This window comes from Streptomyces sp. NPDC057302 (assembly GCF_042667685.1).
GTDB lineage: Bacteria > Actinomycetota > Actinomycetes > Streptomycetales > Streptomycetaceae > Streptomyces.
Window position 1 is genome coordinate 104,228 of the sequence record NZ_JBHUZJ010000005.1, and the last position, 24,839, is coordinate 129,066.

The window sequence follows — 24,839 nt, forward strand, 5'->3', positions numbered from 1 at the left end:
GGCGTCGCGCCACCCGCACCACTGTGGGTCATGTTTCTTCAGGGGCCTTGTCGGCTACCAGTTGATGCAGGCCCTGGGGACGTAGCCCTTCACGTTCGTGCCGTTCGTGATGCCGTAGAGCCACTCGGTGCTCGTCTTGCCGCAGAGCGTGTACTTCTGGCCCGTGATCGACTTGCCGTCGTTGCAGACGAAGCCCTTCTTGCCCTTGTTCCACTGGCCGACGGCGGTGCCGTTCAGCTTCGCGGTCTTGCGGACCTTCACGGTCTCCTTGGCGGGAACGTTCGTGAGGCCGTTGAGGCAGCTGGGTGCCGCGGCGGCGGCGAGCGGCGCGGAGGGCGTCTGTGCCACGGCGATGCCGCCGGTGAGAGTGGTGCCGACGAGGGCGGCAGCGGCGACGGCGGGTCCCAACAACTTGAATTTCATCGGGTGTTCGGTCTCCCCTGTGGAGTGTCTTCGATCAACGTGCGTGATCAGGGCGAGACGCTACCGGGTCATGGTCACGTCAGGCGCCACCTGTAGCCGTGCCCTTACAGTCGTGACGCTTTCAGGATCATGTGCAGCAGCAGCCGGTCCTCGCCGTCGTCCAGGTCCAGGCCCGTGAGCTGCTCCACGCGGGAGAGGCGGTAGTAGAGCGTCTGGCGGTGGATGCCCAACTCCGCGGCCGTGCGCCCCGCCTGGCCCGCGCAGTCCAGGTACACCTCGGCGGTGCGGGCGAGTTCGCGGTGGGCGGGGGAGAGGAGCGCGCGGGCCACCGGGTCCTGGGAGGCCTCGGCGGGCAGGGACGTGAGCAGGCGGTAGGGGCCCACGTCCGACCACTGGGCGACGGGGGCGAAGCGGGGTTCGGCGCGGGCCGCGCGGGCCGCCGTGGACGCCTCCCACCAGGCGGCGCCCAGCTCGTCCAGGCCGTGCCGGGCGTTCGCGATGCCCGCCGCCGCGTCCTTGGCCGTCTCCAGGAGCCGCGTGGCCGCCGACACCGCGGGGGTGAGCACGTCCGCCGAGCGCAGCCTGACCAGGACCGCGAGGCTCTGGCCCGCCGTGCCCCACGGCACCGTGCACAGGGCGGTCGCCCCCTGCACCGTACGGACCGAAGGGGCGGAGTCCGGGTCGGCGGAGGGCCAGGGGGCCACGCAGAGCACCGCGTGCAGGCCCTCGCCGCGCGGGCCGAGCGCCGTGCGCAGGTCGGCCACCGCCATGTCCCGCTGCCAGCCCCGCTCGGCGGTCAGGACGGCCCGGAACTCCCGGGTCAGGTCGGCGCCCGCCTGCGCCTCGTCGGCAAGGAGCGCGCCGATGCGGGCCGCGACCTCCATGGCGGCGGTCAGCTGCGCGTCCGTGGGCCCCGGATCGTCGTCAAGGAGCCATACGTAGCCAAGGGCGAACCCCCGATGCCGTACGGGAACGCAGATCCGCCCGCGGTGGACGCCCGCCTCCGGGGTGGGCGGAATGCGGATCGGGGCCGTCGCCCGGGTGATGCCGAAGCTCTCGAACCAGGTGCGGACCCCGGCCGTGGAGCGGCGCGTGAGGATCGAGCGGGTGCGCACCGGGTCCAGCGCCGTCGCGTCGAAGTCGGTGTCGCCGCCGCTGTCGTGCGCGCCGAAGGCGATCAGCTCGAAATCGCGGTTCTCCAGCGTCGCGGGGGCTCCCAGCAGGGCTGAGATCTCGTCGACCAGTTCCTGGTAATCGCCTTTCACGCTGTCCATTCTGACGTAGTTCGCCCCGGCGTTCAGACAGATGTCTGAGATCCAGGGCACGGATGCGTGACAGCTGTCGATGGCACCGGATCGGAGGGATCCTTAAGTTTCACGGTGGTTCTCCGTGCCGTACCGGCCTGTTCCGCATATCCAGGTACGGCCCCGTTCTACTCTCCGTGGAGGTGCCCGTGCTGGGTCCCGTGATCCTCGCCGCGTCGCGCAGCGACCAGATGCGCCGTTTCGTCTCCGCGGCCCCGGGCACCAAGCAGGTCGTCGGCCGCTTCATCGCCGGTGAGACCGTGGACCAGGTCGTGCCGATCATCACGGACGCCGCCGACAAGGGCCTCGAGGTCACCCTCGACGTCGTCGGCGAGGACATCACCACGCCCGAGCAGGCCGCCGCCGCGCGCGACGCCTACCTGGAGCTCGTCGAGCGCCTCAAGGACCTGGGCCTTGGCACCAAGGCCGAGATGTCCATCAAGCTCTCCATGTTCGGCCAGGCGCTGGAGGGCGGCCACGAGCTGGCCCTCGCCAACGTCCGCCCGGTCGTCGTCGCCGCAGCCGCGATCGGCACCACGGTCACCCTGGACGCCGAGGACCACACCACCCTCGACTCGATGTTCGCCATCCACGAGGAGCTGCGGAAGGACTTCCCGCAGACCGGCTGCGTCATCCAGTCCTACCTCTTCCGCACCGAGGACGACGCCCGCCGCCTGGCCGCCGCCGGCAGCCGCGTACGCATCGTGAAGGGCGCCTACAAGGAGCCCGCCGAGGTCGCGTACCAGGACAAGGCGGAGATCGACAAGGCGTACGTACGCATCATGCGCATCCTCATGGAGGGCGCCGGGTACCCGATGATCGGGTCCCACGACCCGCGCCTGATCTCCATCGCCCAGGAGCTCGGACGCCGTGCCGGGCGCAAACTGGACGAGTACGAGTTCCAGATGCTGTACGGCATCCGCAGCGACGAGCACCTGCGGCTCGCGGCCGAGGGCCACCGGATGCGCGTGTACACCGCCTACGGCACCGACTGGTACGGATACTTCATGCGCCGCCTCGCGGAGAAGCCGGCCAACCTGCTCTTCTTCGCCCGCTCCATCCTCACCAAGGGCTGAGCTCCCTTTCCCCCGACCCCCTCCAAGGAGATAGAGAACTCATGGACGCCGTCACCCAGGTCCCCGCGCCGGTCAACGAGCCGGTGCACGGTTACGCACCCGGTTCCCCGGAGCGTGCCCGTCTCGAGACCAAGCTCAAGGAGCTCTCCGAGAACCCCATCGAGCTGCCGATGACCATCGGCGGCGTCAAGCGCCTCGGTGGCGGCGAGCCCTTCAAGGTCGTGCAGCCGCACAACCACCAGGCCGTCATCGGCAACGGCCGCGGCGCCACCTCGCAGGACGCCCAGGACGCGATCGACGCCGCGCTCGCCGCCGCCCCGGCCTGGCGCGCGATGTCCTTCGACGACCGCGCCGCGATCATCCTGCGCGCCGCCGAGCTGCTCTCCACGACGTGGCGCGAGACGCTCGCCGCGTCCACGATGCTCGGCCAGTCCAAGACCGCCCAGCAGGCCGAGATCGACACCCCCTGTGAGCTCGTCGACTTCTGGCGCTTCAACGTCAAGTACGCCCGTGACCTGCTCGCCGAGCAGCCCCCGGCGAACTCGACCGGCGTCTGGAACCGCCTGGACCACCGCCCGCTCGAGGGCTTCGTCTACGCGATCACCCCCTTCAACTTCACCGCGATCGCGGGCAACCTGCCCACCGCCCCGGCCCTCATGGGCAACGTGGTCGTGTGGAAGCCGTCCCCGACGCAGACGCACGCCGCCGTGCTGCTCATGCAGCTCCTTGAGGAGGCCGGTCTTCCCAAGGGCGTCATCAACCTCGTCACCGGTGACGGCATCGCCGTCTCCGAGGTGGCCCTGACCCACCGCGACCTGGCGGGCATCCACTTCACGGGCTCGACCCCGACCTTCCAGCACCTGTGGAAGACGGTCGGCGAGAACATCGCCAACTACCGCACGTACCCGCGCCTGGTCGGCGAGACCGGCGGCAAGGACTTCGTCGTCGCCCACCCGAGCGCCGACCGCGCCGTCCTCAAGACGGCCCTGACCCGTGGCTCCTTCGAGTTCCAGGGCCAGAAGTGCAGCGCCTCGTCGCGTGCGTACGTCCCCGCCTCGATCTGGAACTCCGGTTTCAAGGAGGAGTTCGCGGCCGAGGTCGACGGCATCAAGATGGGTGACGTCACCGACCTGTCGAACTTCATCGGCGCCGTCATCGACGAGCGCGCGTTCGCCAAGAACAAGGCGGCGATCGACCGTGCGGCGAGCGACCCGACCTGCACGATCGTCGCGGGCGGCACGTACGACGACTCGGTCGGCTACTTCGTCCGTCCGACCGTCGTCGAGTGCACCGACCCGGCCAACGAGGTCTTCACGACCGAGTACTTCGGCCCGTTCCTGGCGATCCACGTCTACGAGGACGACACGTACGAGGAGATGCTGACCCAGATGGAGTCGGCGTCGGACTACGCGCTGACCGGCTCGGTCATCGCGGGCGACCGCGCGGCCGCCGCCGCCACGATGGAGAAGCTCCGCTACGCGGCGGGCAACTTCTACATCAACGACAAGTCGACCGGTGCGGTCGTCGGGCAGCAGCCCTTCGGCGGCGGGCGTGCCTCGGGTACGAACGACAAGGCCGGCGCCCCGCAGAACCTTCAGCGGTGGACGCTGACCCGTGCCATCAAGGAGACGCTGGTGTCTCCGACGGAGTACGGCTACCCGCACATGGGCTAGCCCCTCCCGGGGCCTCGCGGCCCCCTCTTCACTCCGCCTCCGACCTGGGCCTCACCCCGGTCGGGGGCGGTGTCGTGTTCCCGCGTCCGACACTGCCCGAACGGGCCTCTCCCGCCCACCCGCCCGTTCACCGCCCCGCCCCTCAGCCGCCAGCCGCGGAGATCACCTCGTCCAGTACGTCCCGCGCCCGCAGCAACTCCTCCACCATGCCGTCGATGCGGGCCCGCTCCACCGACAGCTCCTCCACCAGCCACGGCGTCGCCGTTTCCGAAGGGCCGCCGTCCTGGTCGCGCATGCACGGGAGCAGCTGCACGATCTTCGCGCTGCACAGACCCGCCGCGAACAGCTCCTGGATGTGGACGACGCGGTCGACCGCGGCTTCGGAGTAGTCGCGGTGGCCGCCCGGTGTGCGCTCCGCGTGCAGGAGGCCCTGCTTCTCGTAGTAGCGAAGGGACCGCTCACTCACCGCGGTACGCTCCGCCAGCTCGCCGATCCTCATGTCACGCGTCCCTCCGCACTTGAATCTGACACTGGTGTCAACTTCTACCGTTCCGGCATGACGAACACTTCGCTTCTCGCCCCCTATTCCGCAAGCCCCATCGGCCACCTCCCCAACCGCATCGTGATGGCGCCCATGTCCCGCCACCGTGCGACGCAGGACGGCACCCCGCTGCCGGTGGTCGCCGACCACTACGCCCAGCGCGCGAGCGCGGGACTCATCGTCACCGAGGGCATCTGGCCCAGCAGCCGGGGCCAGAGCGGCTGGCGGTTCCCGGGTCTTGAGACCGCCGCGCACGTCGAGGGCTGGCAGCGGGTCACCGACGCCGTGCACGCCGCCGGTGGCCGGATCTACGCGCAGCTGATGCACGGCGGCCGGCACGGGCACCCGCTGTCCCGGATCGACGAGGACGTACCCGCGGCCCCGTCCGCCGTGCTCGTCGACCCGAGCCGCGTCCACGTGCGCGACGGCGCCAAGGCCGACCCGGTCACCCCGCGCGAGATGAGCCCCGAGGACATCCGCACCGCGATCCAGGACTTCGCGGACGCCGCCCGCAACGCCATCGCCGCGGGCTTCGACGGAGTCGAACTGCACGGCGCCAACAGCTACTTGATCCACCAGTTCCTCGCGGACAACTCCAACCTCCGCACCGACGCCTACGGCCGCGGCTCGATCGCCGACCGCATCCGCTTCGCCGTCGAGGTGGTCCGCGCCGTCGCCGACGCCATCGGCGCCGAGCGGCTCGGCCTGCGCCTCTCGCCGGGCAACCCGCAGTTCGGCATGGCGGAGGCCGACCCCGGCCCCGTCTACCGCGCGCTGCTCGACGAGATCGACGGCCTCGGCCTCGCCTACCTCCACCTCACCGACAACGACGGCTACCCGGCCCTCACCGACCTGCGGCCCCACTGGCACGGCACCCTCATCGGCAACGTCGGAGAGAACGGCGACCCCACGACGCGCGAGGCGGGCGAGGCGGTCCTCGCCGAAGGCCTCGCGGACCTCGTCTCGTACGGAAGGGCCTTCATCTCCAACCCCGACCTGCCGGAGCGGTTCGCGCTGGGCGCGCCGCTCCAGGAGATCGACGCGGCGCACCTCTACACCCACGGGGCCCAGGGATACACCGACTACCCTTCCCTGGAGCGGGAGTTGGTGTCCGCTCAGACCTCGACCAGCACCTGATCCAGCGATTTGCGTACGAGGTCGGGGACCTGGCAGTCCGGCGCCGGATAGCCCACGGGGATCACGGCGAACGCCTTCTCGTTCTCGGGGCGGCCGAGCACCTGCGACAGGAACCGCATCGGGCTCGGCGTGTGGATCAGCGCGGCCAGGCCCGACAGATGCAGCGCGGACAGCAGCATCCCCACCGCGATGCCGACCGACTCGTCGACGTAGTAGTGCTTGTGCTTGGTGCCGTCGTCGCCCAGCCAGTAGCGCTGCTGGAAGACGACGACGAGCGCGGGCGCGTCCGTCAGATGCGGCTTCACCTCGTCCGTGCCGAGCGGGCGAAGTGCCGCGAGCCACTCCTCGCCGAGACGCCCCTCGTACGAGACGCGCTCCTCCTGCTCGGCGGCCTCACGGATGCGGCGGCGCACCTCGGGGTCCTGGACGAGGACGAACGTCCACGGCTGCTGGTGCGCGCCGGACGGCGCCGTCGCCGCGCACGCTATGGCGTCCCGCACGACCTGCGGGGGTACGGGGTCCGGCGCGAACTGCCGTACCGTACGCCGCTCCCGCATCCGGGTGCGCAACTCGGCGGCGTGCGCCAGGGATTGGGCTTCGGACATGCGCTCGGGGCGATAGGGGACGGAGCGGTAGGGCTCGCCGTGGATGGGGGTCCAGGGTTGTTCTGCGATCTCGTCGGCCATGCTCACGAGTGTGCCCGTGCGGGCGCCCGGACGGGGGCGAATCGGCGTGCGTACTGGGCCGGAGCCTGAGTACGGTGGAGGGGTGACCACGCTGCGCACGGCCCCTACCCACGCTCTCGACCCCGCGGAACTGCGCGCCGCCCGCGCCCTGATGGACGAGGCGTTCGACGGGGACTTCAGTGATCAGGACTGGGACCACGGCCTCGGCGGGGTGCACGCCCTCGTGCACGACGCCTCCGGCCTCCTCCTCGCGCACGGCTCCGTGGTCCAGCGCCGGATCCTGCACGACGGCCGCTCGCTGCGCGTCGGCTACGTCGAGGCGGTCGCCGTCCGCCCCGACCGGCAGCGCCAGGGACTCGGCGGCCGGGTGATGGGCGCGCTGGAGCACGTGATCGACCGGGCGTACGCGCTGGGCGCGCTCTCCGCGTCCGACCAGGGGCAGCGGCTCTACCTCGCGCGCGGCTGGCAGGAGTGGAAGGGCACGGTCGGCACCCTGGGCCCGCGGGGCGTGGTCCACATGCCGGAGGAGGAACCCCCGCTCCTCTGGGGCGCCGACCTCGACCCGGCGCACGAACTCCTCGTCGACTGGCGCGACGGGGACATCTTCTAGGCACCGGGCGCGTCCGCGGCCTCCGCCGCCCGCACGATGATCTTTCCCTGGTTCTCGCCCCGCAGCATTCCGAGGAACGCGTCCACGATCCCGCCGAAGCCGTCGACCACGGTCTCGTCGAGCCCGACGCGCCCGCTCTGCAGGTGCGGCACCACGAACTCGTACAACTCCTCCTGCACGTGGCGGTGGTTGCGGACGTGGAAGCCCTCGATGCGCAGGCTCTTCTCGACGATGTCGGGGAGGTTGCGCAGGGTGTACGGCGCGCCGGTGCTGTTGTACTGGGCCATCGTGCCGATGCGTACGATCCGCCCGTACTCGCGCAGCGAGGAGATCGCGGCTTCGAGTGGCTCGCCGCCGACGTTGTCCACGTAGAGGTCGATCCCGTCGGGCGCCGCCTTCGCGAGCAGGTCGGCCGTCGGGCCCGTGTGATAGTCGAAGGCCGCGTCGTAGCCGACGTGTTCCGTCAGGTACGCCGCCTTCGCCGCCGTGCCCGCGCTGCCGACGAGCCGCCCCGCGCCCATCAGCCGGGCCAGCCGCCCGGTGGCCGTGCCCACGCCGCCGGCCGCGGCGGAGACGAACAGGTCCTGGCCCTGGCGGAGTTCGGCGATGCGGGTGAGCCCGACGTAGGCCGTCAGGCCGGTGCCGCCGAGGATGCTCAGATGCGCGGAGAGCGGTACGCCGTCGAAGCGCGGGACGGCGCGCGCCTCATCGGGGGTGACGACGGTGTGCGTGCGCCAGCCCTGCCGGTGGAAGACGATCTGCCCCTCGGGGAGCGCGGGGTCGCGGGACTCCACGACACGGCCCAGGGCGCGACCCTCCAGGGGAGCTTTCAGGGCGAAGTCGCCGTCCATCATTTCGCGGTGGTAGGGGTCCACCGACCAGTACAGGTTCTCCACCAGGGCGGCGCCCGGGGCGGGTTCGGGCAGCGCGGACTCCACGAAGGCGAAGTGGCCGGGGGTAGGGAAGCCGTGGGGGCGGGCGGTCTGGTGCACGGTGAGTGCGGTCTCGGTCATGGCGGTGACCGTACGGAGGAATGCGGGGGCCGGGGAGAGGGTTGCGCTCATGGAACGCCCCGGCCCATGAACAGCCCTCATAGAAGCAGGTGGGACGCCCTGATGGATGCTGCTGCGAAGACCACGGCCGGCGATCTCGCGCCCCACGAGCTGCGCATCCTCGTCGCCGTCGACCGCGAGTGCGGGTTCTCGGCGGCGGCCCAGGCGCTCGGCCTCACGCAGTCCGCGGTCTCGCACTCCATCCGCGGGACGGAGCGCAAGATCGGAGCGGTGCTCTTCGAGCGGGGCCGCAAGGGCGCGACGCCCACCCCGGCCGGCGCCGCCGCCGCTGCCCACGCCCGGCGCGTCCTGCGGCTCCTGGACGCCCTGGCCGCCGAGGCCCGCGGGGCCGAGCGTGGCACGGTCGCGGGGCCGCTGCGCATCGCCGCCTTCCGCAGCGTGGCGCTGTATCTGCTGCCGCCCGTCCTGGAGCGCCTCACCGCCCGCCATCCCGGCATCGAACCGCAGGTGCGCGTCGTGCGTGAGCTGGGCGCGGGCACCGCGGGGGAGGTGGCGCAGGGGCGTGCGGACGTGGGCATCGCGACGATCGGGGCGACCTCGCCCGTGCCCGCAGGGCTCATCGGAGACGTACTCGTCGAGGAGCCCTACTCGCTCGTGCACCCGGCCGGGCATCCCGACCCGCGCTCGCTGCCGCTGGTGGACTGGCACGAGAACTGCGGCTCCTACACGCGGACGTGGTGGGCCGGGCAGGACTGGATCCCGAAGGCGACCGTGCTGACCGAGGACGACGGAGCAGTGCTCTCGATGGTGAGCAGGGGTCTCGGTATGGCGATCATGCCCGCGCTTTCGCTGAACGGAGCACCGCACGGAATCGAGATCACTGATCTTGGTCCGCAGCGCCCGTCACGTTCCGTGGGCTATGTCACCACGCCGGAGCTGGCCTCCACGGTCGCGGTCCGTGCCCTCATCCGCGAGCTCAGAGCGGCCAAAGGAGGGGCTGAGAGTGAAGGCCGTCTCAGATAGTAGGAAGTCCGAGTAATTGTGGAGACAGACGCTCCGTCCTCGCTTAGCTTTGTAGGAGCCGAACGTCTCGCTCGACCAAGCGAATGGCGGTCGTGAGCCGGAGCCCCGTGCAGGCAACCCCTGCGGCTCCACCGCTCCCCGCCCTCCGGCGTCTCGAATACACCCCTTCCCTCAAGGAATGGATCTCTCATGGCCGAGACGACCGCACGCCGAGTCCGTCACACCTCCCGCACCAGCGATTCCGAGCGCAAGAACGCCGCAGCGGCCCTGCAGCGCGCCCTCGACCGCAGGGACAACGGCGGCGAGACGGGTCACTGACCCGACTTGCCGCGCACCACCTCGAAGTGGTCCACGCGCTCTCCGCTCTCGGCGAGCGCGGAGACCGTCAGCTTCGGGTGCGCGCCGGCCGTCACCTCCACCGCGAGGAACGAGAAGCCGGTGTACCGCACCCGTGACCACTCGACCACGTCCGGATCGGACACAGCCGAGTCGTGCTTCCGCGACTTCGTCCAGTGGAACGTCGGGATCGCGTCCCGGTCCCTGACGTTCCCCTCGTAGCTGTCCCGCACGCCCGCCGGAAAGCTGTAGAGGTCCTTGCCCGCTCCGCCCGCGGTGACGTACACGATGCCGTCGCGCGTCGGATCGGTCGACGCGCCGACCGGCACGGGCTTGCCGACCTCGCCGCCCTTGATCGCGTCGGTGCGCTCGTAGACGTGGTTGTGGCCGTTGACGACCAGATCCACCTGGTGCTTGGTGAAGAGCTCCAGCCACGCGTCGCGCACCCCGCCGTCCGAGGCGTGCGTCGACGTCGAGTACATGCAGTGGTGGAAGAAGACCACGACGAAGTCGACGGCCTCGTCCGCCCGCAGCTCGCGCAGGCGCTTGTCCAGCCAGGCGGTCTGCCTGCCGTCCGTGTAGCCCTTGTTGGCGGGGATCTCGTACGAGACGTCGTTCGCGTCCAGGGCGACGACGCCGACGTTGCCGTACGTGAAGGAGTAGACGCCCGGCGCGTTCCTCGGGTCGAAGCCGTTCTCGGGGAGCGACCAGCGGGCGGACTGGCCGCCGTAGCCGTTGGGCGAGTACCACGCCTCCATGTCGTGGTTGCCGGTCGTCACCATCCACGGGACGGACTTCGCCACGGACTCCGTCTGCGCGAGGAAGGTGTCCCACACCCGCGCGTCGTACGTGTCGGACTCCTTGCCGTGCCCGGTCGTGTCCGCGTAGCAGATGTCGCCCGCGTGCAGATGGAAGGACGGGTTCTGGCCAAGGATCAACTGGTCGTTGGCGAGGGCGTGGTAGCTCACGCCCTGGTCGCCGAAGGCCGTGAAGACGAACTTCCGCGCCTGCGCGGGAGCCGTGCGGAAGGAGCCGATCGTCGCCATCCGCTCGGGCGATGCCGGGTCGAAGCCCTCGTGGCCGACGCCGTAGTAGTACGTCGTGCCGGGCCTGAGGCCGTCGAGCGCCGCGTGCAGGTAGTACTGCTCGACCGCGGGCAGCTTCTTCGACAGGGACGGGGTGTGCAGGTCGCGCACCTCCGCCTCGATCTTCCGGCTCAGCTCCCAGGGCTTGGGGCCCACCCGCAGATAGGGGGACCTGACCGCGAGCGGCACCTGCCAGGAGACCCGCATCTGCGTCTTCGGGTCGGCCCCGAAGGCGAGATGCCGGGCGAAGGGCGCCACCAGCCTGCCGTCGACCTTCACGGGCGCGGAGGGCGCGGAGGCCGCGGAGGGTGCGGACGGTGCGGAGGCCGCTGAGGACGCTGAGGACGCGGAGGACGCGGCGAGCAGGCCGATGCCGCCGACCGTGCCGGCGGTGGCGAACGAACCGGCGAGCACCCTGCGCCGGGAGAGCCTCTTGCGCAGGTACTCGTGCTGCTCGGGCATGGTCATCCCGGCCGCGAGCCGCTCGGGTATGCCGACGTTCGGAGTGTCCATGTCGATAGAACTTCCCGGCGGCGTCCAACTCCCGTCAGGCATATGGGTGAAGACGGGGTGGCCATGTGGTGACGTGCCCGTGGCGTGACCAGGGGTGTCCGCATGCCGGACTGCTTGTGTCATCCCCTGGGACGGAGCGTAGGGTGTTTCGCATGTCTCGCAGCATCAATCTCGCAGTGATCCCCGGTGATGGAATCGGCCAGGAAGTCGTGGCCCAGGGGCTCAAGGTCCTCAATGCCGTCCTCCCGCAGGATGTGAAGCTGGAGACCAAGGAGTTCGACTTCGGCGCCAAGCGCTACCACGCGACCGGTGAGACCCTCACCGACGCCGACGTCGAGGCCCTCAAGCAGTACGACGCGATCCTCCTCGGCGCGATCGGTGACCCCTCGGTCCCGTCCGGCGTCCTGGAGCGCGGTTTCCTGCTGAAGCTCCGCTTCCTCTTCGACCACCACGTCAACCTGCGGCCCTCGAAGCTGCTCCCGGGTGTGGCGACCCCCCTCAAGGGCCAGCCCGAGATCGACTTCATCGTCGTACGCGAAGGAACCGAGGGCCCGTACACGGGCAACGGCGGCTCGATCCGCACCGGTACCCCGCACGAGGTGGCCACCGAGGTCTCCGTCAACACCGCCTTCGGTGTGGAGCGTGTCGTCCGTGACGCCTTCGCCCGCGCCCAGGCGCGCCCGCGCAAGAAGCTGACGCTCGTCCACAAGAACAACGTCCTCGCGTACGCCGGGCACCTCTGGACGAACGTCTTCAACCAGGTGGCGAAGGAGTTCCCCGACGTCACCACCGACTACATCCACGTCGACGCCGCGACGATCTACCTCGTCACCGACCCGGCCCGCTTCGACGTGATCGTCACCGACAACCTCTTCGGCGACATCATCACCGACCTCGCCGCCGCAGTCTCCGGCGGTATCGGCGTCGCGGCCTCCGGCAACATCAACCCGAGCCGCGAGTTCCCCTCGATGTTCGAGCCCGTGCACGGCTCGGCGCCGGACATCGCGGGCCAGGGCAAGGCCGACCCGTCGGCCACGATCCTGTCCGTGGGCCTGCTCCTGCGCCACCTGGGCCACGAGGACGAGGCGGAGCGCATCGAGAACGCCGTCTCCGCCGACCTCGCGGAGCGCGGCGACACGGTCCGCAGCACCGAGCAGATCGGCGACGCGCTCGCCGTACGAGTAGCGGGCTGACCCGGTAGCTCGTCCCTCGACACAGAAGCCGCCGGGTCTGGTTCACCACCCGGCGGCTTCTCGTATGCGGCTCCGGGTGCCACCATCGACCCCTGGGCCGCATTCACGCTGTTTCTTCCTCGGCGCCACGCGAGCGATAATCGAACGTGGGGCCGCGGAATGCAGGGTTACTCGGACGTCCTAGTACGAGACGTACAGGCGTGAGCGCGGTCCGTCACCATCACACCGTGAAGGACTAGTACTCATGACGACGACGCCGACACCCACGATCGAGCTCAAGCCCACATCGAGCCCGCTGTCCAAGGCGGACCGCGAGGCGATCCTGGCCAACCCCGGGTTCGGCCGCCACTTCACCGACCACATGGTGACGATCAAGTGGACGGAGGGCCGCGGCTGGCACGACGGCCAGCTCGTGCCGTACGGCCCGCTCTCCCTCGACCCGGCGACCAACGTCCTGCACTACGCGCAGGAGATCTTCGAGGGCCTGAAGGCCTACCGCCAGCCCGACGGCACGGTGGCCTCCTTCCGCCCCGAGGCCAACGCGGAGCGCTTCCAGCGGTCGGCGCGGCGGCTCGCGATGCCGGAGCTGCCGGTCGAGACGTTCATCGAGGCGTGCGACGCGCTGGTGAAGGCGGACAAGGCGTGGGTTCCGGCGCACGGCGGCGAGGAGTCGCTCTACCTGCGTCCGTTCATGATCGCGAGCGAGGTCGGGCTCGGCGTGAAGCCGGCCAACGAGTACCTGTTCATCGTGATCGCCTCGCCCGCGGGCGCGTACTTCCCCGGTGGGGTCAAGCCCGTCTCGATCTGGCTTTCGGAGGACCGGGTGCGGGCCGTGCCGGGCGGTGTGGGCGACGCCAAGACCGGCGGGAACTACGCGGCGTCCCTGCTGGCGCAGGCCGAGGCCGCGGAGAAGGGGTGCGACCAGGTCGCGTACCTCGACGCGGTCGAGCACAAGTGGGTCGAGGAGCTCGGCGGCATGAACCTGTACTTCGTGTACGGGGACAAGATCGTCACCCCGACTCTCACCGGCTCGCTCCTGGCCGGAATCACCCGGGACTCGCTCCTGACGGTCGCCCGTGACCTCGGCTACACGTCGGAGGAGTCGCGGGTCTCGATCGACCAGTGGCAGGCGGACACGTCCGAGGGCACCCTGACGGAGGTCTTCGCCTGCGGCACCGCGGCGGTGATCACTCCCGTGGGTACGGTCAAGTGCCGCTCGGGCGAGTGGACGCAGAGCGGTGGGGAGCCGGGGCCGGTGACGATGAGGCTGCGGGAGGCGTTGCTGGACGTGCAGCGGGGGACGGCGAAGGATCGGCATGGCTGGATGCATGATCTCGGCTGAGGGCTTGCGGGGGTAGGCCGGTAGGTACGCGCATTGAGGCCGGACCCGGAAGTGAATCTTCCGGGTCCGGCCTTTGTGGTGCTTGGGGGCGGGGCGCGCGCCGCTGTGGGGGTGCGGTGCGGGTTCGTCTGTGGGGGCGGGGCCGCGCCGGTATGTCCGTCCTCGCCATCGTCCGGTGGCCGCGGGGGTTCTTCGGCTGGGGAGTGACAGGAACCGTGCTCCGGGCGGAAATACCGGCACGTCCCCTCAGGCGCGCTCCCGACTGCGGGTACGTGGGGGCTGGTCCCCCCATGGCGACGGGATCTCCCCCGCCCACCTCACAGACCTCCGCTCACCCCCACAGACCCCCGCCCGGGATCACGGGTCGCTGCGGGGTAATCGGGTGGGTGGGTGGGAAAGCTTGTTCGGTCAGGGGTGGGTGCGGGGTAATCGGGTGGGTGGGCGGGGAAGCCTGTTGGGGTAGGGGGTGTGGGGTGAGGTGGGAGAGTGGGGGGATGTTGCGGGGGGTTTTTGATGGGGATGCCGAGTTGTATGACCGGGTGCGGCCGCGGTATCCCGCCGGGCTGGTGGACGAGCTGGTCCGGCAGGCGCAGCTGGGCAGCGGCAGCAGGGTTTTGGAAGTCGCCCCCGGTACGGGCCAGTTGACCGTGCCGCTCGCGAGGACCGGCAGCGCCCTCACCGCCGTGGAGCTGGGACCCGCCCTCGCCGCCGTGGCCCGGCGCAACCTCGCGAACTGGCCGCTGGCCCACGTCGAGGTGGACGAATTCGAAGCGTGGCCGCTGCCTGCGGAGCCGTACGACCTGGTGGTGTGTGCCACCGCCTTCCACTGGCTCGACCCCGCCGTGCGCGTCCCGAAGATGAGGCAGGCCCTGCGCCCCGGCGGGACTCTCGCGATCGTCACCACCGAGCATGTCGCCGGGGGGAGTGCGGAGTTCTGGGTGGAGGTCCAGGGGTGTTACGAGAGGTGGGATCCCGACGCGACCGAGCCGGGGCTGCGGCTTACCCCGGAGAGTGAACTCCGCACCGATACGGGGGAGTTGGAGCGAACCGACGGCCTCGGGCCCGTCGTCGTGCGCCGCTTCGCGCGGGACATCACCTACACCGCCGACCAGTACATCGACGTACTGCGGACCTACTCGGGGCACCGGGCCCTGGATGACCACACGCGGGAGGGACTGCTGGGGTGTGTGCGGGAGTTGATCGACGGTACGTACGGCGGGTCCATCAGCAAGCGGTACCTGCATGAGCTGATCACGGCGTCGGCACGCTGACCGCGGGCTCGACCGCCGGCTCCGGCGCCCCCTTGCGCTCCAGGACCGCGTACGCGATGCCGCCCACCACACCCGACAGCAGGAAACTGCAGTCCACGCCCCCGGTGAGGGAGAGCAGTGGCCCCTCGTAGGACGGCAGGGAGACCGCCGCGAGGCCGACCGCCGCGCCCAGCGCCCAGCTCACCGTCGCCGGGACGTTCCAGCCCGCCCGGTACCAGTAGATCCCGCCCCTGGAGCGGCGGTTGAAGACCTGGAGAGCCTCCGCGTCGTAGGCGCCGCCGCAGCGCACGAAGCCGATCAGGGTGATCACCGCCCACGGTGTGCCGATCGCCGTGAGGAGCAGGACGAAGGACGTCATCGCGTCCTGTGCCTCCCACGCGTAGTGCCCCACGAACACGCACCCCGTGGCCACCGTCGCCACCGTGTACGTCGCCCGCGCCCGCGAAGCCCGCGGCAGGATCGCGTCCAGGTCGAGGCCCATCGAGTACAGCATCAGGCCCGCGTTGCCCACCGAGCCCGCGGAGGCGGCCAGGAGGAGCGGGACCAAGTACCAGGAGGGGGACGCCGAGACCAGCGGGCCCGCGTAGTCGAGCGCCGCGCCCGCCGCGTACGCCGTGAACGTACCGAAGAGCTGCGGCACCAGGAGCCCGGCCAGCAGTCCCGCCCAGGACGCCCGCAGCACCGCCCGGGAGCTGTGGCGCGCGGGGGAGATGTAGCGCGTGTAGTCGCCCAGGAGCGTGATGAACGCGATCGGGCCGCTCAGGCCAGCCGCCACCAGGGCCAGGAGCCACGTCGGCCAGAAGGAGCCCAGGAGGTACCCGCCCGCCTCGGGGAGCGCCGACGTCGTGAAGTCGGGGGCGTAGGCCACCGCCCCCAGGATCAGCAGCGCCGTCATGCCGACCGCCAGTACGCGCGACAGGCGCAGCAGCACCCGGTAGCCGTACACCGCGCCCGTCACCGTGGCCGCGGCGAGCAGCGCGTACACGATCCCGTACGAGAGGCCGCCCGCCGGGAGCCCGATCAGGCGGTGCAGCACGCCCACCATGACGTCGCCGCCGATCCAGACCGTCAGCGCGGTGTAGCCGAGGGAGAGGAGGAGGCCGACGACCGAGCCGACCAGGCGGCCCCGGACGCCGAACTGCGCCCCGGAGGAGGTGGAGAGATTCGTGCCCGTGCGCAGCGAGACCAGGGCCAGGGGCGCGGTCAGGGCCGTGCCGAGGACCGTGCCCGCCACCACGGACGTGACCGACGCCCACCAGCCGAGGCCGAACGACACCGGCAGCCAGCCGAAGACGATCACCCCGAGACAGAGGTTGGAGCCGAGCAGGATCGAGATGAGATCGCGGGGACCGCTGGTGCGTTCCCCGTCCGGGATGGTGTCGACTCCGCGCTGTTCTATCGGCATGAGGGTGCCCCTGACGCTCGATCGTGGCCGCCTGCGCACACAGGCCGCCGTTCGACTGTTTGAGTGCCGCTCAATGTGACCTGAGGCATGCTCGTACGTCAATGTTTCCGTTGAATGAATCTCGTGGTTAGAGTGTCGTTCAAACGATGGAGGTGTGGTGGCGTGCGGCTTACCCCCACGGAACGCGACCGGCTGCTGCTCTTCGGGGCGGCCGAGCTGGCCAGGGCCCGCAAGGCGCGCGGCCTCAGACTCAACGTCCCCGAGGCGACCGCGCTGATCGCGGACACGGTGTGCGAGGCGGCCCGCGACGGGGTCAGGCTCGCCGAAGCGATCGAACGGGCGCGCTCGGTTCTCGGGCCCGACGACGTCCTGCCGGGTGTCGCGGACGTGGTGACCGAGGTGCATGTGGAAGCCGTCTTCGACGACGGGTCCCGGCTCGCCGTCGTCTCGCAGCCGATCGGTGCGGGCCTCGGGAGCGAGGCTCCCGGAGCGCTGCTTCCCGGGCCCGAGCACGCGGAGCTCGCGCCGGTCGTGACGCTCACCGTGCACAACACCGCGTCCGTGCCGGTCTCCGTCACCTCGCACTTCCACCTCTTCGAGGCCAATCCCCGGCTCGACTTCGACCGCTGTGCCGCCTACGGCATGCGGCTCGCGGTGCCTGCCGGGTCCTCCGTGCGCTTCGGCCCCGGCGAGAGCGTCGAGGTCGGGCTCGTGCCGATCGGCGGTGAGCGCGTCGCCATCGGCTTCGCCGGTCTGGTGGACGGCCCGCTCGACGCGCCCGGCGCCAAGGAAGAGGCCCTGCGCAGGGCCGTGGCCTGCGGCTATCTGGGAGCTGACCCAGCCGCAGGCCGAGGAGCAGACGGAGGAGCCGACCGATGAGCATCGATCCCTACGCGTACGCCGCCACCCATGGGCCCCGCGCGGGCGACCGTGTCCGGCTCGGCGACTCGGGCCTGGTGGTCCGGGTGGAGTCCGACGCGCAGCAGTACGGCGAGGAGTTCCTCGCCGGGTTCGGCAAGACGGCCCGTGACGGGCTGCATCTGAAGGCCGCCGCGGTCCGTGACACCTGTGACGTCGTGATCAGCAATGTGCTCGTGATCGACGCCGTGCAGGGCATCCGCAAGGTGTCCATCGGGATCAGGGAAGGGCGGATTCATGCGATAGGGCGGGCGGGTAACCCGGACACCCTCGACGGGGTCGACGTCGTCGTCGGCACCGGAACGTCCATCGTGTCGGGCGAGGGGCTCATCGCCACCGCCGGGTCCGTGGACACGCACGTCCATCTGCTTTCGCCGCGCATCATGGAGGCGTCCCTCGCCTCCGGGGTGACCACGATCATCGGCCAGGAGTTCGGGCCCGTGTGGGGCGTCGGGGTCAACTCCCCGTGGGCGCTGCGGCACGCGTTCAACGCCTTCGACGCCTGGCCCGTCAACATCGGCTTCCTGGGCCGTGGTTCGTCCTCGCACGACGCCCCGCTGATCGAGGCGCTCGCCGAGGGCGGGGCCTCGGGCTTCAAGGTGCACGAGGACATGGGCGCCCATACGCGGGCGTTGGACACCGCGCTGCGGGTGGCCGAGGAGCATGACGTTCAAGTCGCTCTGCACAGTGATGGGTTGAATGAGTGTCTTTCGGTCGAGGACACGTTGAAGGTGTTGGAGGGGCGGACCATTCACGCCTTCCACATCGAGGGGTGTGGCGGCGGGCATGTGCCCAATGTGCTGAAGATGGCGGGGGTGCCGAACGTCATCGGCTCCTCCACCAATCCGACGTTGCCCTTCGGCCGGGACGCGGTGGCCGAGCACTACGGGATGATCGTCTCCGTCCATGACCTGAAGACCGATCTGCCCGGTGACGCGGCGATGGCCCGTGACCGGATCCGGGCCGGGACGATGGGCGCCGAGGACGTGCTGCACGACCTGGGCGCCATCGGGATCACCTCCTCGGACGCACAGGGCATGGGGCGCGCGGGCGAAACCGTACGCCGCACGTTCGCGATGGCCGGGAAGATGAAGACCGAGCTGGGTCCGATGGAGGGCGACGGCGACGGGGACGACAACGCGCGCGTCCTTCGCTACATGGCCAAGCTGACCATCAACCCCGCCATCGCCCACGGCCTGGCCCACGAGGTCGGCTCCATCGAGGTCGGCAAGATGGCCGACATCGTGCTCTGGAAGCCCGAATTCTTCGGCGCCAAACCGCAGTTGGTGCTGAAGTCCGGCTTCCCCGCCTATGGAGTGGTGGGCGATCCGAATGCCGCGACCGACACGTGCGAGCCCCTCGTCCTCGGCCCGCAGTTCGGCGCGTACGGCGCGACGCCCGCCGACATCTCGGTGGCCTTCGTCGCGCAGGCCGCCGTCGACCAGGGCAACGACCAGATGCCCACCCGGCGGCGCCGGGTCGCCGTGCGGGGCACCCGGGGCATCGGACCCGCCGATCTGCGGCTCAACTCCCGCACCGGCTCCATCGACGTCGACCAGCGCTCCGGCCTGGTCACGCTCGACGGCGACCCGGTCCGCTCCGAGCCCGCCGACTCCGTGTCGCTCAACCGCCTCTACTTCCTGTAGCCCGCCCCGCGGTCCTTTCCGCAGCCCTTTCCGCAGTCCTTCCCGCGTTCCTTCCTTCCCGTAGGGATCACCATGACCTTCCACATGCCCGCCGAGTGGGCCCCGCACGAGCGCACCTGGATGGCCTGGCCGGGCCCCAACCCCACGTTCACGAACGCGCGCGAGCTCGCCGAGGCGCGGGCCGCCTGGGCGGGCGTCGCCCGTGCCGTACGCCGCTTCGAACCCGTCACGATGGTCGTCGGCACCGGTCAGAGCGAGTCGGCCCGCGCGCTCCTCGGGCCCGACGTCGAACTGGTCGAGCGCGATCTGGACGACGCGTGGATGCGTGACATCGGCCCCACCTTCGTACGCGACGGCGCTCAACTCGCCGCAGTGGACTGGACGTTCAACGGCTGGGGCGGTCAGGACTGGGCCCGCTGGGAGCACGACGCGAAGATCGCCCGCCACGTCGCCGACCTGGCCGGTGTGCCCGTCCACTCCTCGCCCCTGGTCAACGAGGGCGGCGGCATCCACGTCGACGGCGAGGGCACGGTCCTGCTGACCGACACGGTCCAGCTCGACCCCGGACGCAACCCCGGCCTGACCCGCGAGCAGGCCGAAGAGGCGATCCACGCCCGTATCGGCACGCGAAAGGCGATCTGGCTGCCGAAGGGGCTGACCGGTGACTACGGGCAGTTCGGCACCCGGGGACACGTCGACATCGTCGCCGCCTTCGCCGCGCCCGGAGTCGTGCTCGTCCACTCGCAGCAGGACCCCGCCCACCCGGATCACGAGGTCAGCAAGGAGATCATCGGGGTGCTGAAGGGGCAGACCGATGCCCGGGGCCGCGCCCTGCAGATCGTCGAGGTGCCCGCGCCGACCGTCCTCGCCGACGACGAGGGGTGGGTCGACTACTCGTACATCAACCACTACCTCTGCAACGGCGGCGTCGTCCTGTGCGCCTTCGACGACCCGCGCGACGAGATCGCGGCGGGCATCTTCCGCCGTCTCTTCCCGGAGCGGACCGTGACGCTCGTGGACGCCCGTACGATCTTTGCCGGGGGTGGTGGCATCCACTGCATCACCCAGCAGCAGCCGAAGGTCTCGTAGATCCGTAGATCCCCGTAGATCCCATAGGTCTGGCGTCAGACGAATCACCGCAGGAGTCCCCGTGGCCGAGGCCGCCCGCCGGAAGAACGCACCACCGCGCGAGGACGTGCTTGCCGCTGCCATGGAGATGATCGCCGAGCGCGGCCTGGAGAAGCTGACCATGGCCGCGCTCGGCCGCGAGGTCGGCATGAGCAGCGGCCACCTCCTCTACTACTTCCGCACCAAGGACGAGCTGCTCCTGCGCACCCTGGAGTGGAGCGAGTCCGCGCTCGGCGCCGAGCGCGGCCGGCTGCTCGCACGGCGGGGCACGGCCCGCGAGCGGCTCGACGCCTACGTCGACCTGTACGTCCCCGACGGCCCCGGCGACCCGCACTGGACGCTCTGGCTGGAGGTCTGGAACCGCTCCCTGAACGCCGACGAGGACGAGCGCGACCGGCAGGTCGCCATCGAGAGCGCCTGGCACCGCGACCTGGTGGCGCTGCTCGCCGAGGGCGTCTCGCGGGGCGAGTTCGAGGCCCTGGACCCCGACCGGTTCGCGTCCCGGCTGAGGGCGCTGCTCGACGGATTCTCCATCCACGTGGCGATCGGCCTGCGCGGCACGGGGCGCGACCAAATCCTCACGCACGTAAGGGAGTTCCTGGACGGAACGCTGGCCTCCAGCTCCTCCTAGGACCCCGTTCTCCCCGTCTAGGTTGTACGCGTTCCTGCGGATTGTGTGGATCCTGGCGGTGCGCTTGTATCCCCGTGGGCCCTTGGCTCGGTATCGGGCCGGGGGAGCGACAGGTTTTGGGGGAAGCCATGTCCACTGCCAGACGTGTGTCCTTGAGCGGGACGTCCTTCGGGCGGGCGTCCTTGAGCGCCTTGCTGGTCGCGGGACTGGGCGCGACCGTGTCGCCGGCCGTGGCGCAGGACGCGCCGCACGCGCGGTCGGCGCCGAAGGTGGAGCGTGTGAGCACCGCGGCCGACGGGGCCGAGGCCGACGGGGCGTCGCGCACCGCGTCCATCTCTGCGAACGGCCGGTACGTCGCCTTCTACAGCGACGCGGAGAATCTGACGGAAGGTCATCAAGGGCCGTACGACTGGGCGTTCGTCAAGGATCTGAAGACCGGCGAGGTCAAGCGCCTCAAGAACTCCATGGCCGCACCCGTGATCAGCGACGACGGGCGGTACGCGGCGCACACCGGCTGGGGCGCGCACGGCATCAACGTCTTCCTCACCGACCTGAGCACGGGGGAGATCAAGCAGATCGACGGCAGGCGCTTCAAGTACAGCGCGTCATCGCCCGCCATCAGCGCGAACGGCCGCTACGTCGCCTACGACCTGCAGCCGCAGCACCCGGGAGACCCCCAGCGGGTCGAGGTCTACGACCGTGAGACGGACACCCGCGAGGTCATCAGCGACGGACCGCCGGACTCGGCCCGCGACATGGCGGACCCGTCCATCAGCGCCGACGGCCGCCATGTCGCCTACGAGGACGAAGGCACCGGTGAGGTCTGGCTCCGCGACCGCGCAACGGGCGGCCTCACCCGCGTCGACGACGGCACCCCGTCCAGGCTCGTGCAGGTCAACGGCCGCACGGTGGCGATGAACGGCCCGGACGGTGCCTACGTACGTGACCTGCGCACCGGAAAGGTCCAGCACTTCGCGGGGGCGAGCGCGCAGGCGGTCAGCCGGGACGGCCGTCGGCTCGTCTACGGCATCTCTGGTGCATCCGGCGTCTCTGGCGCATCCGGCGACGGCCGGCCGGAGATCAGGCTGCGCCACCTGCCCAGCGGCCGTGAACGCACCATCGGCCACGGGGGAAGCGCCACGGTGGGGGCGATCGCCGACGAAGGCCGCAGCATCGTCTACTCCTCGGCCGACACGGACATCGTGCCGGGCGACACGAACGGCGTCTCCGACATCTTCTTGCGCCACATCCACTGACGTGTGCGCCACATCCACTGACCGATTCGGGGGAATCACACCATGATCAGCAGCAAGAGAGCCGCCACCGGCCTGTGCCTGGCCGCCCTGCTCGGCACGATGGGAGCGCTCCCCGCCCACGCGGAGCCCGACCCGGAGCCTCCGGCGACCGAGCGGATCAGCACGACCACCACCGGCGAGCAGCTCGCCGACCCGTCGTACGACCCGGCGATGGGCGAACGCCGCGTGGTCGCCTTCACGTCCGACGGAGGCGCCGACGGCCTGTCCGGGGTGTCCGTGAACGCGGCGGGCGGCATCGCGGGCGTCAGCTACGGCGCGAACGGCCCGTCGTACGACGGCGCGCCCTGTGCCAGCGGGCGGATGGTCGGTTTCGTCTCCGAGTCCACGACCCTCGGCAGCCCGCCGAAGCCGGACCACCGGCCGACCGTCTACATCCGCAACCGTGCGGTCGGCAAGATCACCGGCCTCCACAGCTACCAGGGGGTCCGCTTCACTTCGATGGGGCAGCCCCACGTCGATCCCGGCTGCCAGTGGGTCGTCTTCACGGCCACGCTTCCGGCCACCGAAGCGGACCCGGATCCGCAGCCGCGCGTCTACCGCTTCCAGTTCAACGGCGGCACCACCGACCTGGTGAGCGAGGCACCGGCCGAGGCCGCGGGTAAGCCTTCGATCGGCGCCCGCGGGGAGTACGTCTCCTACGAGCAGGGCGGCGACATCTACGTACGGAACATGACCACCGGCGCCCTGGAGAAGGTGTCCGTGGCGCGGGACGGGGGCGCCGCCGACGGGCCGTCGTCCGGCGCGTCGCTCAGCGAGGACGGGCGCCGCGTCGCCTTCGACTCGCGTGCGTCCAACCTCGCGTCCGGCGACCCGAACCGCGACACGAACGTCTTCGTACGCGACCTCGACACCGGCACCACGACGCTGGTGAAGGCCCCGAAGAAGAAGGGGTACACCGCGCAGGCGTCGCTCGCGAAGAACGGCACCCACGTCGCGTACGTCTCGGCGAAGGCCCACGGGAAGGGCTCCGTCCCCTCCGTGTACCTGCGCGAACTGGCCACCGGGCAAACGCGGTTGATCAGCGTCGACCTCAAGGGCGGCCGCAACGACCTCGCGGCGCAGCACCCCTCGGTCAACGAGGACGGCTCCGTCGTGGCCTTCGACTCGGAGTCGGCCGACCTGGTGCCGGGGGACACCAACGGCGTGTCCGACGTCTTCTTGCGGACAGTTCCGGGAGAACCGCAACCGTAAGAGCATCTCGCGCATCACAGACATTGCACGCACCGAACATCAAAGAAACACGGGGGATTTGACCATGCACAGCACCAAGCGCCGAGCCACCCTGGCCGCCGCCGCACTCGTCGCCGCCGTCACGGCGGGCACCCTGCCCGCCGCCTTCGCGGCACCCGACGCCGCCGCGCCCCGCACCGAGGGCGTCAGCGTCACGGCCGAAGGCAAGGCGGCCGACGACCGGTCGTCGGGGGCGACCCTCAGTCGCGACGGACGGTTCGCGGCCTTCGACTCCGGGGCCACCGACGTCGTGGCCGGCGACACCAACGGACTGAACGACGTCTTCGTACGCGATCTGCGCACCGGGAAGACCGAGCGGATCGCCCTCGAAGGGCGTGACGTCAGGAACCCCTCGCTGAGCGCGGACGGGCGGTACGTCGCGGTGGTCACCAGCCCGGCCGGCTCCTACTCGGACTCCGACGTCCGGCTCTACGACCGCAGGACAAAGAAGACCGAGCGGCTCGACGTCGAGCTGCCCGACGGCGCCGCGGGCGCGGGCACCGTCTCGCTGACCCCCGACGCCCGGTACGCCGTCTTCGACGTGAGCCAGCGCGCGGGCAGCCCCGGCGGCATCGTCTTCCTGCGCGACCGCAAGTCCGGCACGACCGAGCGGATCAGCGCCGCCGACCCGGCGAGCGAGGGGCGCACCGCGCACGGGGCGAGCGTCAGCGACGACGGCCGCCGGGTCGTCTACGCGTACAACTACTTCAACGGTCCGCGCGGCGACGACTGGAGCGACGTGCTGCTGCGCGACCGCAAGAGCGGTGAGCTGACCAAGGCCGACCGCTCCCACGACGGATCGCAGACGGAGAAGGAGTCCCTGGAGCCGTCCATCAGCGGCGACGGCCGCACCGTCGTCTTCGAGTCCCGCGACACCCATCTCGTCCCGAACGACGACGACGCCGCCTGGAACGTCTTCGTCCACGACATCGCCTCCGGCAAGAACCAGCGGATCCACGGCACCCAGGGCGGACCCGGCGAGGCCTACACCCGGGCGCCCGCGATCAGCGCCGACGGCCGCCGCCTGACGTTCATGTCGGAACTCACCGAAGCCGGGTCCGAGTACGGCAAGGAGTGGCCCGTCTACCTGCGGGACCTGAAGAGCGGCAGCACCACGCTCGTCACGCCGGACACCACGGGCGGCGCGGCCTCGGCGCTGGTCGCCCCAGGCGGCATCTCCGCGGACGGCCGCAGGATCGCCTTCCTCTCCGGCGACGCGACGCTCTTGAGCGGCGACACGAACGACGGCTACGACACCTTCGTACGCCACGTGCGCTGACGGAGGAGCACGTCATGCGGGCGGCGGCGCCGGACGCGCCGCCCGCATCGTGAGACGGGG

23 protein-coding genes are annotated in these 24,839 nt (G+C 70.6%); 16 read left to right on the plus strand and 7 right to left on the minus strand.

All coding sequences use genetic code 11. The features are described 5' to 3' along the window. Positions 1–54: 54 nt before the first annotated feature. Positions 55–423: a hypothetical protein gene (locus ACFUPX_RS06005; protein ID WP_383316695.1), complete on the minus strand. Its 369-nt coding sequence runs from the start codon at positions 421–423 to the stop codon at positions 55–57. 104 nt (positions 424–527) lie between these two features. Further along, on the minus strand, positions 528–1,697 hold the full coding sequence (locus ACFUPX_RS06010) for a PucR family transcriptional regulator (RefSeq protein ID WP_383316698.1): 1,170 nt from the start codon (positions 1,695–1,697) through the stop codon (positions 528–530). 179 nt (positions 1,698–1,876) lie between these two features. Here ACFUPX_RS06010 and ACFUPX_RS06015 point away from each other — a divergent pair, with 179 nt between their 5' ends. After that, a complete protein-coding gene (locus ACFUPX_RS06015; RefSeq protein ID WP_383316701.1) occupies positions 1,877–2,803 on the plus strand; it encodes a proline dehydrogenase family protein in 927 nt (308 codons plus the stop codon). A gap of 41 nt (positions 2,804–2,844) precedes the next feature. Then, entirely contained in the window at positions 2,845–4,476 is a 1,632-nt protein-coding gene (gene pruA, locus ACFUPX_RS06020) for an L-glutamate gamma-semialdehyde dehydrogenase (protein ID WP_383316704.1), read from the plus strand. A gap of 142 nt (positions 4,477–4,618) precedes the next feature. Here pruA and ACFUPX_RS06025 read toward each other — a convergent pair whose 3' ends face one another. Continuing rightward, positions 4,619–4,975: a MerR family transcriptional regulator gene (locus ACFUPX_RS06025; RefSeq protein ID WP_383316707.1), complete on the minus strand. Its 357-nt coding sequence runs from the start codon at positions 4,973–4,975 to the stop codon at positions 4,619–4,621. 57 nt (positions 4,976–5,032) lie between these two features. Here ACFUPX_RS06025 and ACFUPX_RS06030 point away from each other — a divergent pair, with 57 nt between their 5' ends. After that, positions 5,033–6,154 carry an alkene reductase gene (locus ACFUPX_RS06030; protein ID WP_383316710.1) on the plus strand — a complete coding sequence of 374 codons (1,122 nt, stop codon included), beginning with the start codon at positions 5,033–5,035 and terminating at the stop codon, positions 6,152–6,154. On the opposite strand, the gene ACFUPX_RS06035 is transcribed toward ACFUPX_RS06030, so the two are convergent. After that, the gene (locus ACFUPX_RS06035; protein ID WP_383316713.1) at positions 6,133–6,840 is read right to left on the minus strand and encodes a nitroreductase family protein; all 708 of its coding nucleotides are present in this window, start codon (positions 6,838–6,840) and stop codon (positions 6,133–6,135) included. The genes ACFUPX_RS06030 and ACFUPX_RS06035 overlap by 22 nt on opposite strands. An 82-nt stretch (positions 6,841–6,922) precedes the next feature. Between ACFUPX_RS06035 and ACFUPX_RS06040 the strand changes: the two genes are divergently transcribed. Continuing rightward, positions 6,923–7,450, plus strand: a complete 528-nt coding sequence (locus ACFUPX_RS06040; RefSeq protein ID WP_383316716.1) for a GNAT family N-acetyltransferase — start codon at positions 6,923–6,925, stop codon at positions 7,448–7,450. Here the strand turns inward: ACFUPX_RS06040 and ACFUPX_RS06045 are convergent. Then, complete coding sequence (locus tag ACFUPX_RS06045; protein ID WP_383316719.1) at positions 7,447–8,463, minus strand: NADP-dependent oxidoreductase; 1,017 nt, start codon at positions 8,461–8,463, stop codon at positions 7,447–7,449. The genes ACFUPX_RS06040 and ACFUPX_RS06045 overlap by 4 nt on opposite strands. 102 nt (positions 8,464–8,565) lie before the next feature. Between ACFUPX_RS06045 and ACFUPX_RS06050 the strand changes: the two genes are divergently transcribed. Next, a complete protein-coding gene (locus ACFUPX_RS06050) occupies positions 8,566–9,486 on the plus strand; it encodes a LysR family transcriptional regulator (protein WP_383316722.1) in 921 nt (306 codons plus the stop codon). Between the two features lie 189 nt (positions 9,487–9,675). Further along, on the plus strand, positions 9,676–9,804 hold the full coding sequence (locus ACFUPX_RS06055; RefSeq protein ID WP_361181394.1) for a hypothetical protein: 129 nt from the start codon (positions 9,676–9,678) through the stop codon (positions 9,802–9,804). On the opposite strand, the gene ACFUPX_RS06060 is transcribed toward ACFUPX_RS06055, so the two are convergent. Then, positions 9,798–11,420, minus strand: a complete 1,623-nt coding sequence (locus ACFUPX_RS06060; RefSeq protein WP_383316725.1) for a purple acid phosphatase family protein — start codon at positions 11,418–11,420, stop codon at positions 9,798–9,800. The genes ACFUPX_RS06055 and ACFUPX_RS06060 overlap by 7 nt on opposite strands. Positions 11,421–11,572: 152 nt before the next feature. Between ACFUPX_RS06060 and ACFUPX_RS06065 the strand changes: the two genes are divergently transcribed. From ACFUPX_RS06065 to ACFUPX_RS06075, 3 genes are all read left to right on the plus strand, one after another. Beyond that, a complete protein-coding gene (locus tag ACFUPX_RS06065; RefSeq protein WP_383316728.1) occupies positions 11,573–12,613 on the plus strand; it encodes a 3-isopropylmalate dehydrogenase in 1,041 nt (346 codons plus the stop codon). Positions 12,614–12,857: 244 nt separating this feature from the next. Further along, complete coding sequence (locus ACFUPX_RS06070; RefSeq protein ID WP_383316731.1) at positions 12,858–13,955, plus strand: branched-chain amino acid aminotransferase; 1,098 nt, start codon at positions 12,858–12,860, stop codon at positions 13,953–13,955. A 494-nt stretch (positions 13,956–14,449) separates the two neighbouring features. Then, positions 14,450–15,226 carry a class I SAM-dependent methyltransferase gene (locus tag ACFUPX_RS06075; RefSeq protein ID WP_383316734.1) on the plus strand — a complete coding sequence of 259 codons (777 nt, stop codon included), beginning with the start codon at positions 14,450–14,452 and terminating at the stop codon, positions 15,224–15,226. Here the strand turns inward: ACFUPX_RS06075 and ACFUPX_RS06080 are convergent. Then, complete coding sequence (locus ACFUPX_RS06080; protein ID WP_383316737.1) at positions 15,207–16,631, minus strand: cytosine permease; 1,425 nt, start codon at positions 16,629–16,631, stop codon at positions 15,207–15,209. The genes ACFUPX_RS06075 and ACFUPX_RS06080 overlap by 20 nt on opposite strands. 162 nt (positions 16,632–16,793) lie before the next feature. On the opposite strand from ACFUPX_RS06080, the gene ureA reads away from it, so the two are divergent. The 7 genes from ureA to ACFUPX_RS06115 all read left to right on the plus strand — a co-directional run bounded on the left by ureA (position 16,794) and on the right by ACFUPX_RS06115 (position 24,779). Then, positions 16,794–17,510 carry an urease subunit gamma gene (gene ureA / locus ACFUPX_RS06085; protein ID WP_383316738.1) on the plus strand — a complete coding sequence of 239 codons (717 nt, stop codon included), beginning with the start codon at positions 16,794–16,796 and terminating at the stop codon, positions 17,508–17,510. Beyond that, positions 17,507–19,195, plus strand: coding sequence for an urease subunit alpha (locus ACFUPX_RS06090; RefSeq protein ID WP_383316741.1), 1,689 nt, complete (start codon positions 17,507–17,509; stop codon positions 19,193–19,195). Before ureA ends, ACFUPX_RS06090 begins: the two co-directional genes overlap by 4 nt. Positions 19,196–19,267: 72 nt before the next feature. Continuing rightward, complete coding sequence (locus tag ACFUPX_RS06095) at positions 19,268–20,284, plus strand: agmatine/peptidylarginine deiminase (RefSeq protein ID WP_383316744.1); 1,017 nt, start codon at positions 19,268–19,270, stop codon at positions 20,282–20,284. 121 nt (positions 20,285–20,405) lie between these two features. Continuing rightward, a complete protein-coding gene (locus ACFUPX_RS06100) occupies positions 20,406–20,954 on the plus strand; it encodes a TetR/AcrR family transcriptional regulator (protein ID WP_383317013.1) in 549 nt (182 codons plus the stop codon). A gap of 128 nt (positions 20,955–21,082) precedes the next feature. Next, positions 21,083–22,210, plus strand: a complete 1,128-nt coding sequence (locus ACFUPX_RS06105; RefSeq protein ID WP_383316747.1) for a protein TolB — start codon at positions 21,083–21,085, stop codon at positions 22,208–22,210. Positions 22,211–22,252: 42 nt separating this feature from the next. Next, a complete protein-coding gene (locus ACFUPX_RS06110) occupies positions 22,253–23,461 on the plus strand; it encodes a TolB family protein (protein ID WP_383316750.1) in 1,209 nt (402 codons plus the stop codon). A gap of 64 nt (positions 23,462–23,525) precedes the next feature. Continuing rightward, positions 23,526–24,779 carry a TolB family protein gene (locus ACFUPX_RS06115; RefSeq protein WP_383316753.1) on the plus strand — a complete coding sequence of 418 codons (1,254 nt, stop codon included), beginning with the start codon at positions 23,526–23,528 and terminating at the stop codon, positions 24,777–24,779. Positions 24,780–24,839 lie beyond the last annotated feature (60 nt).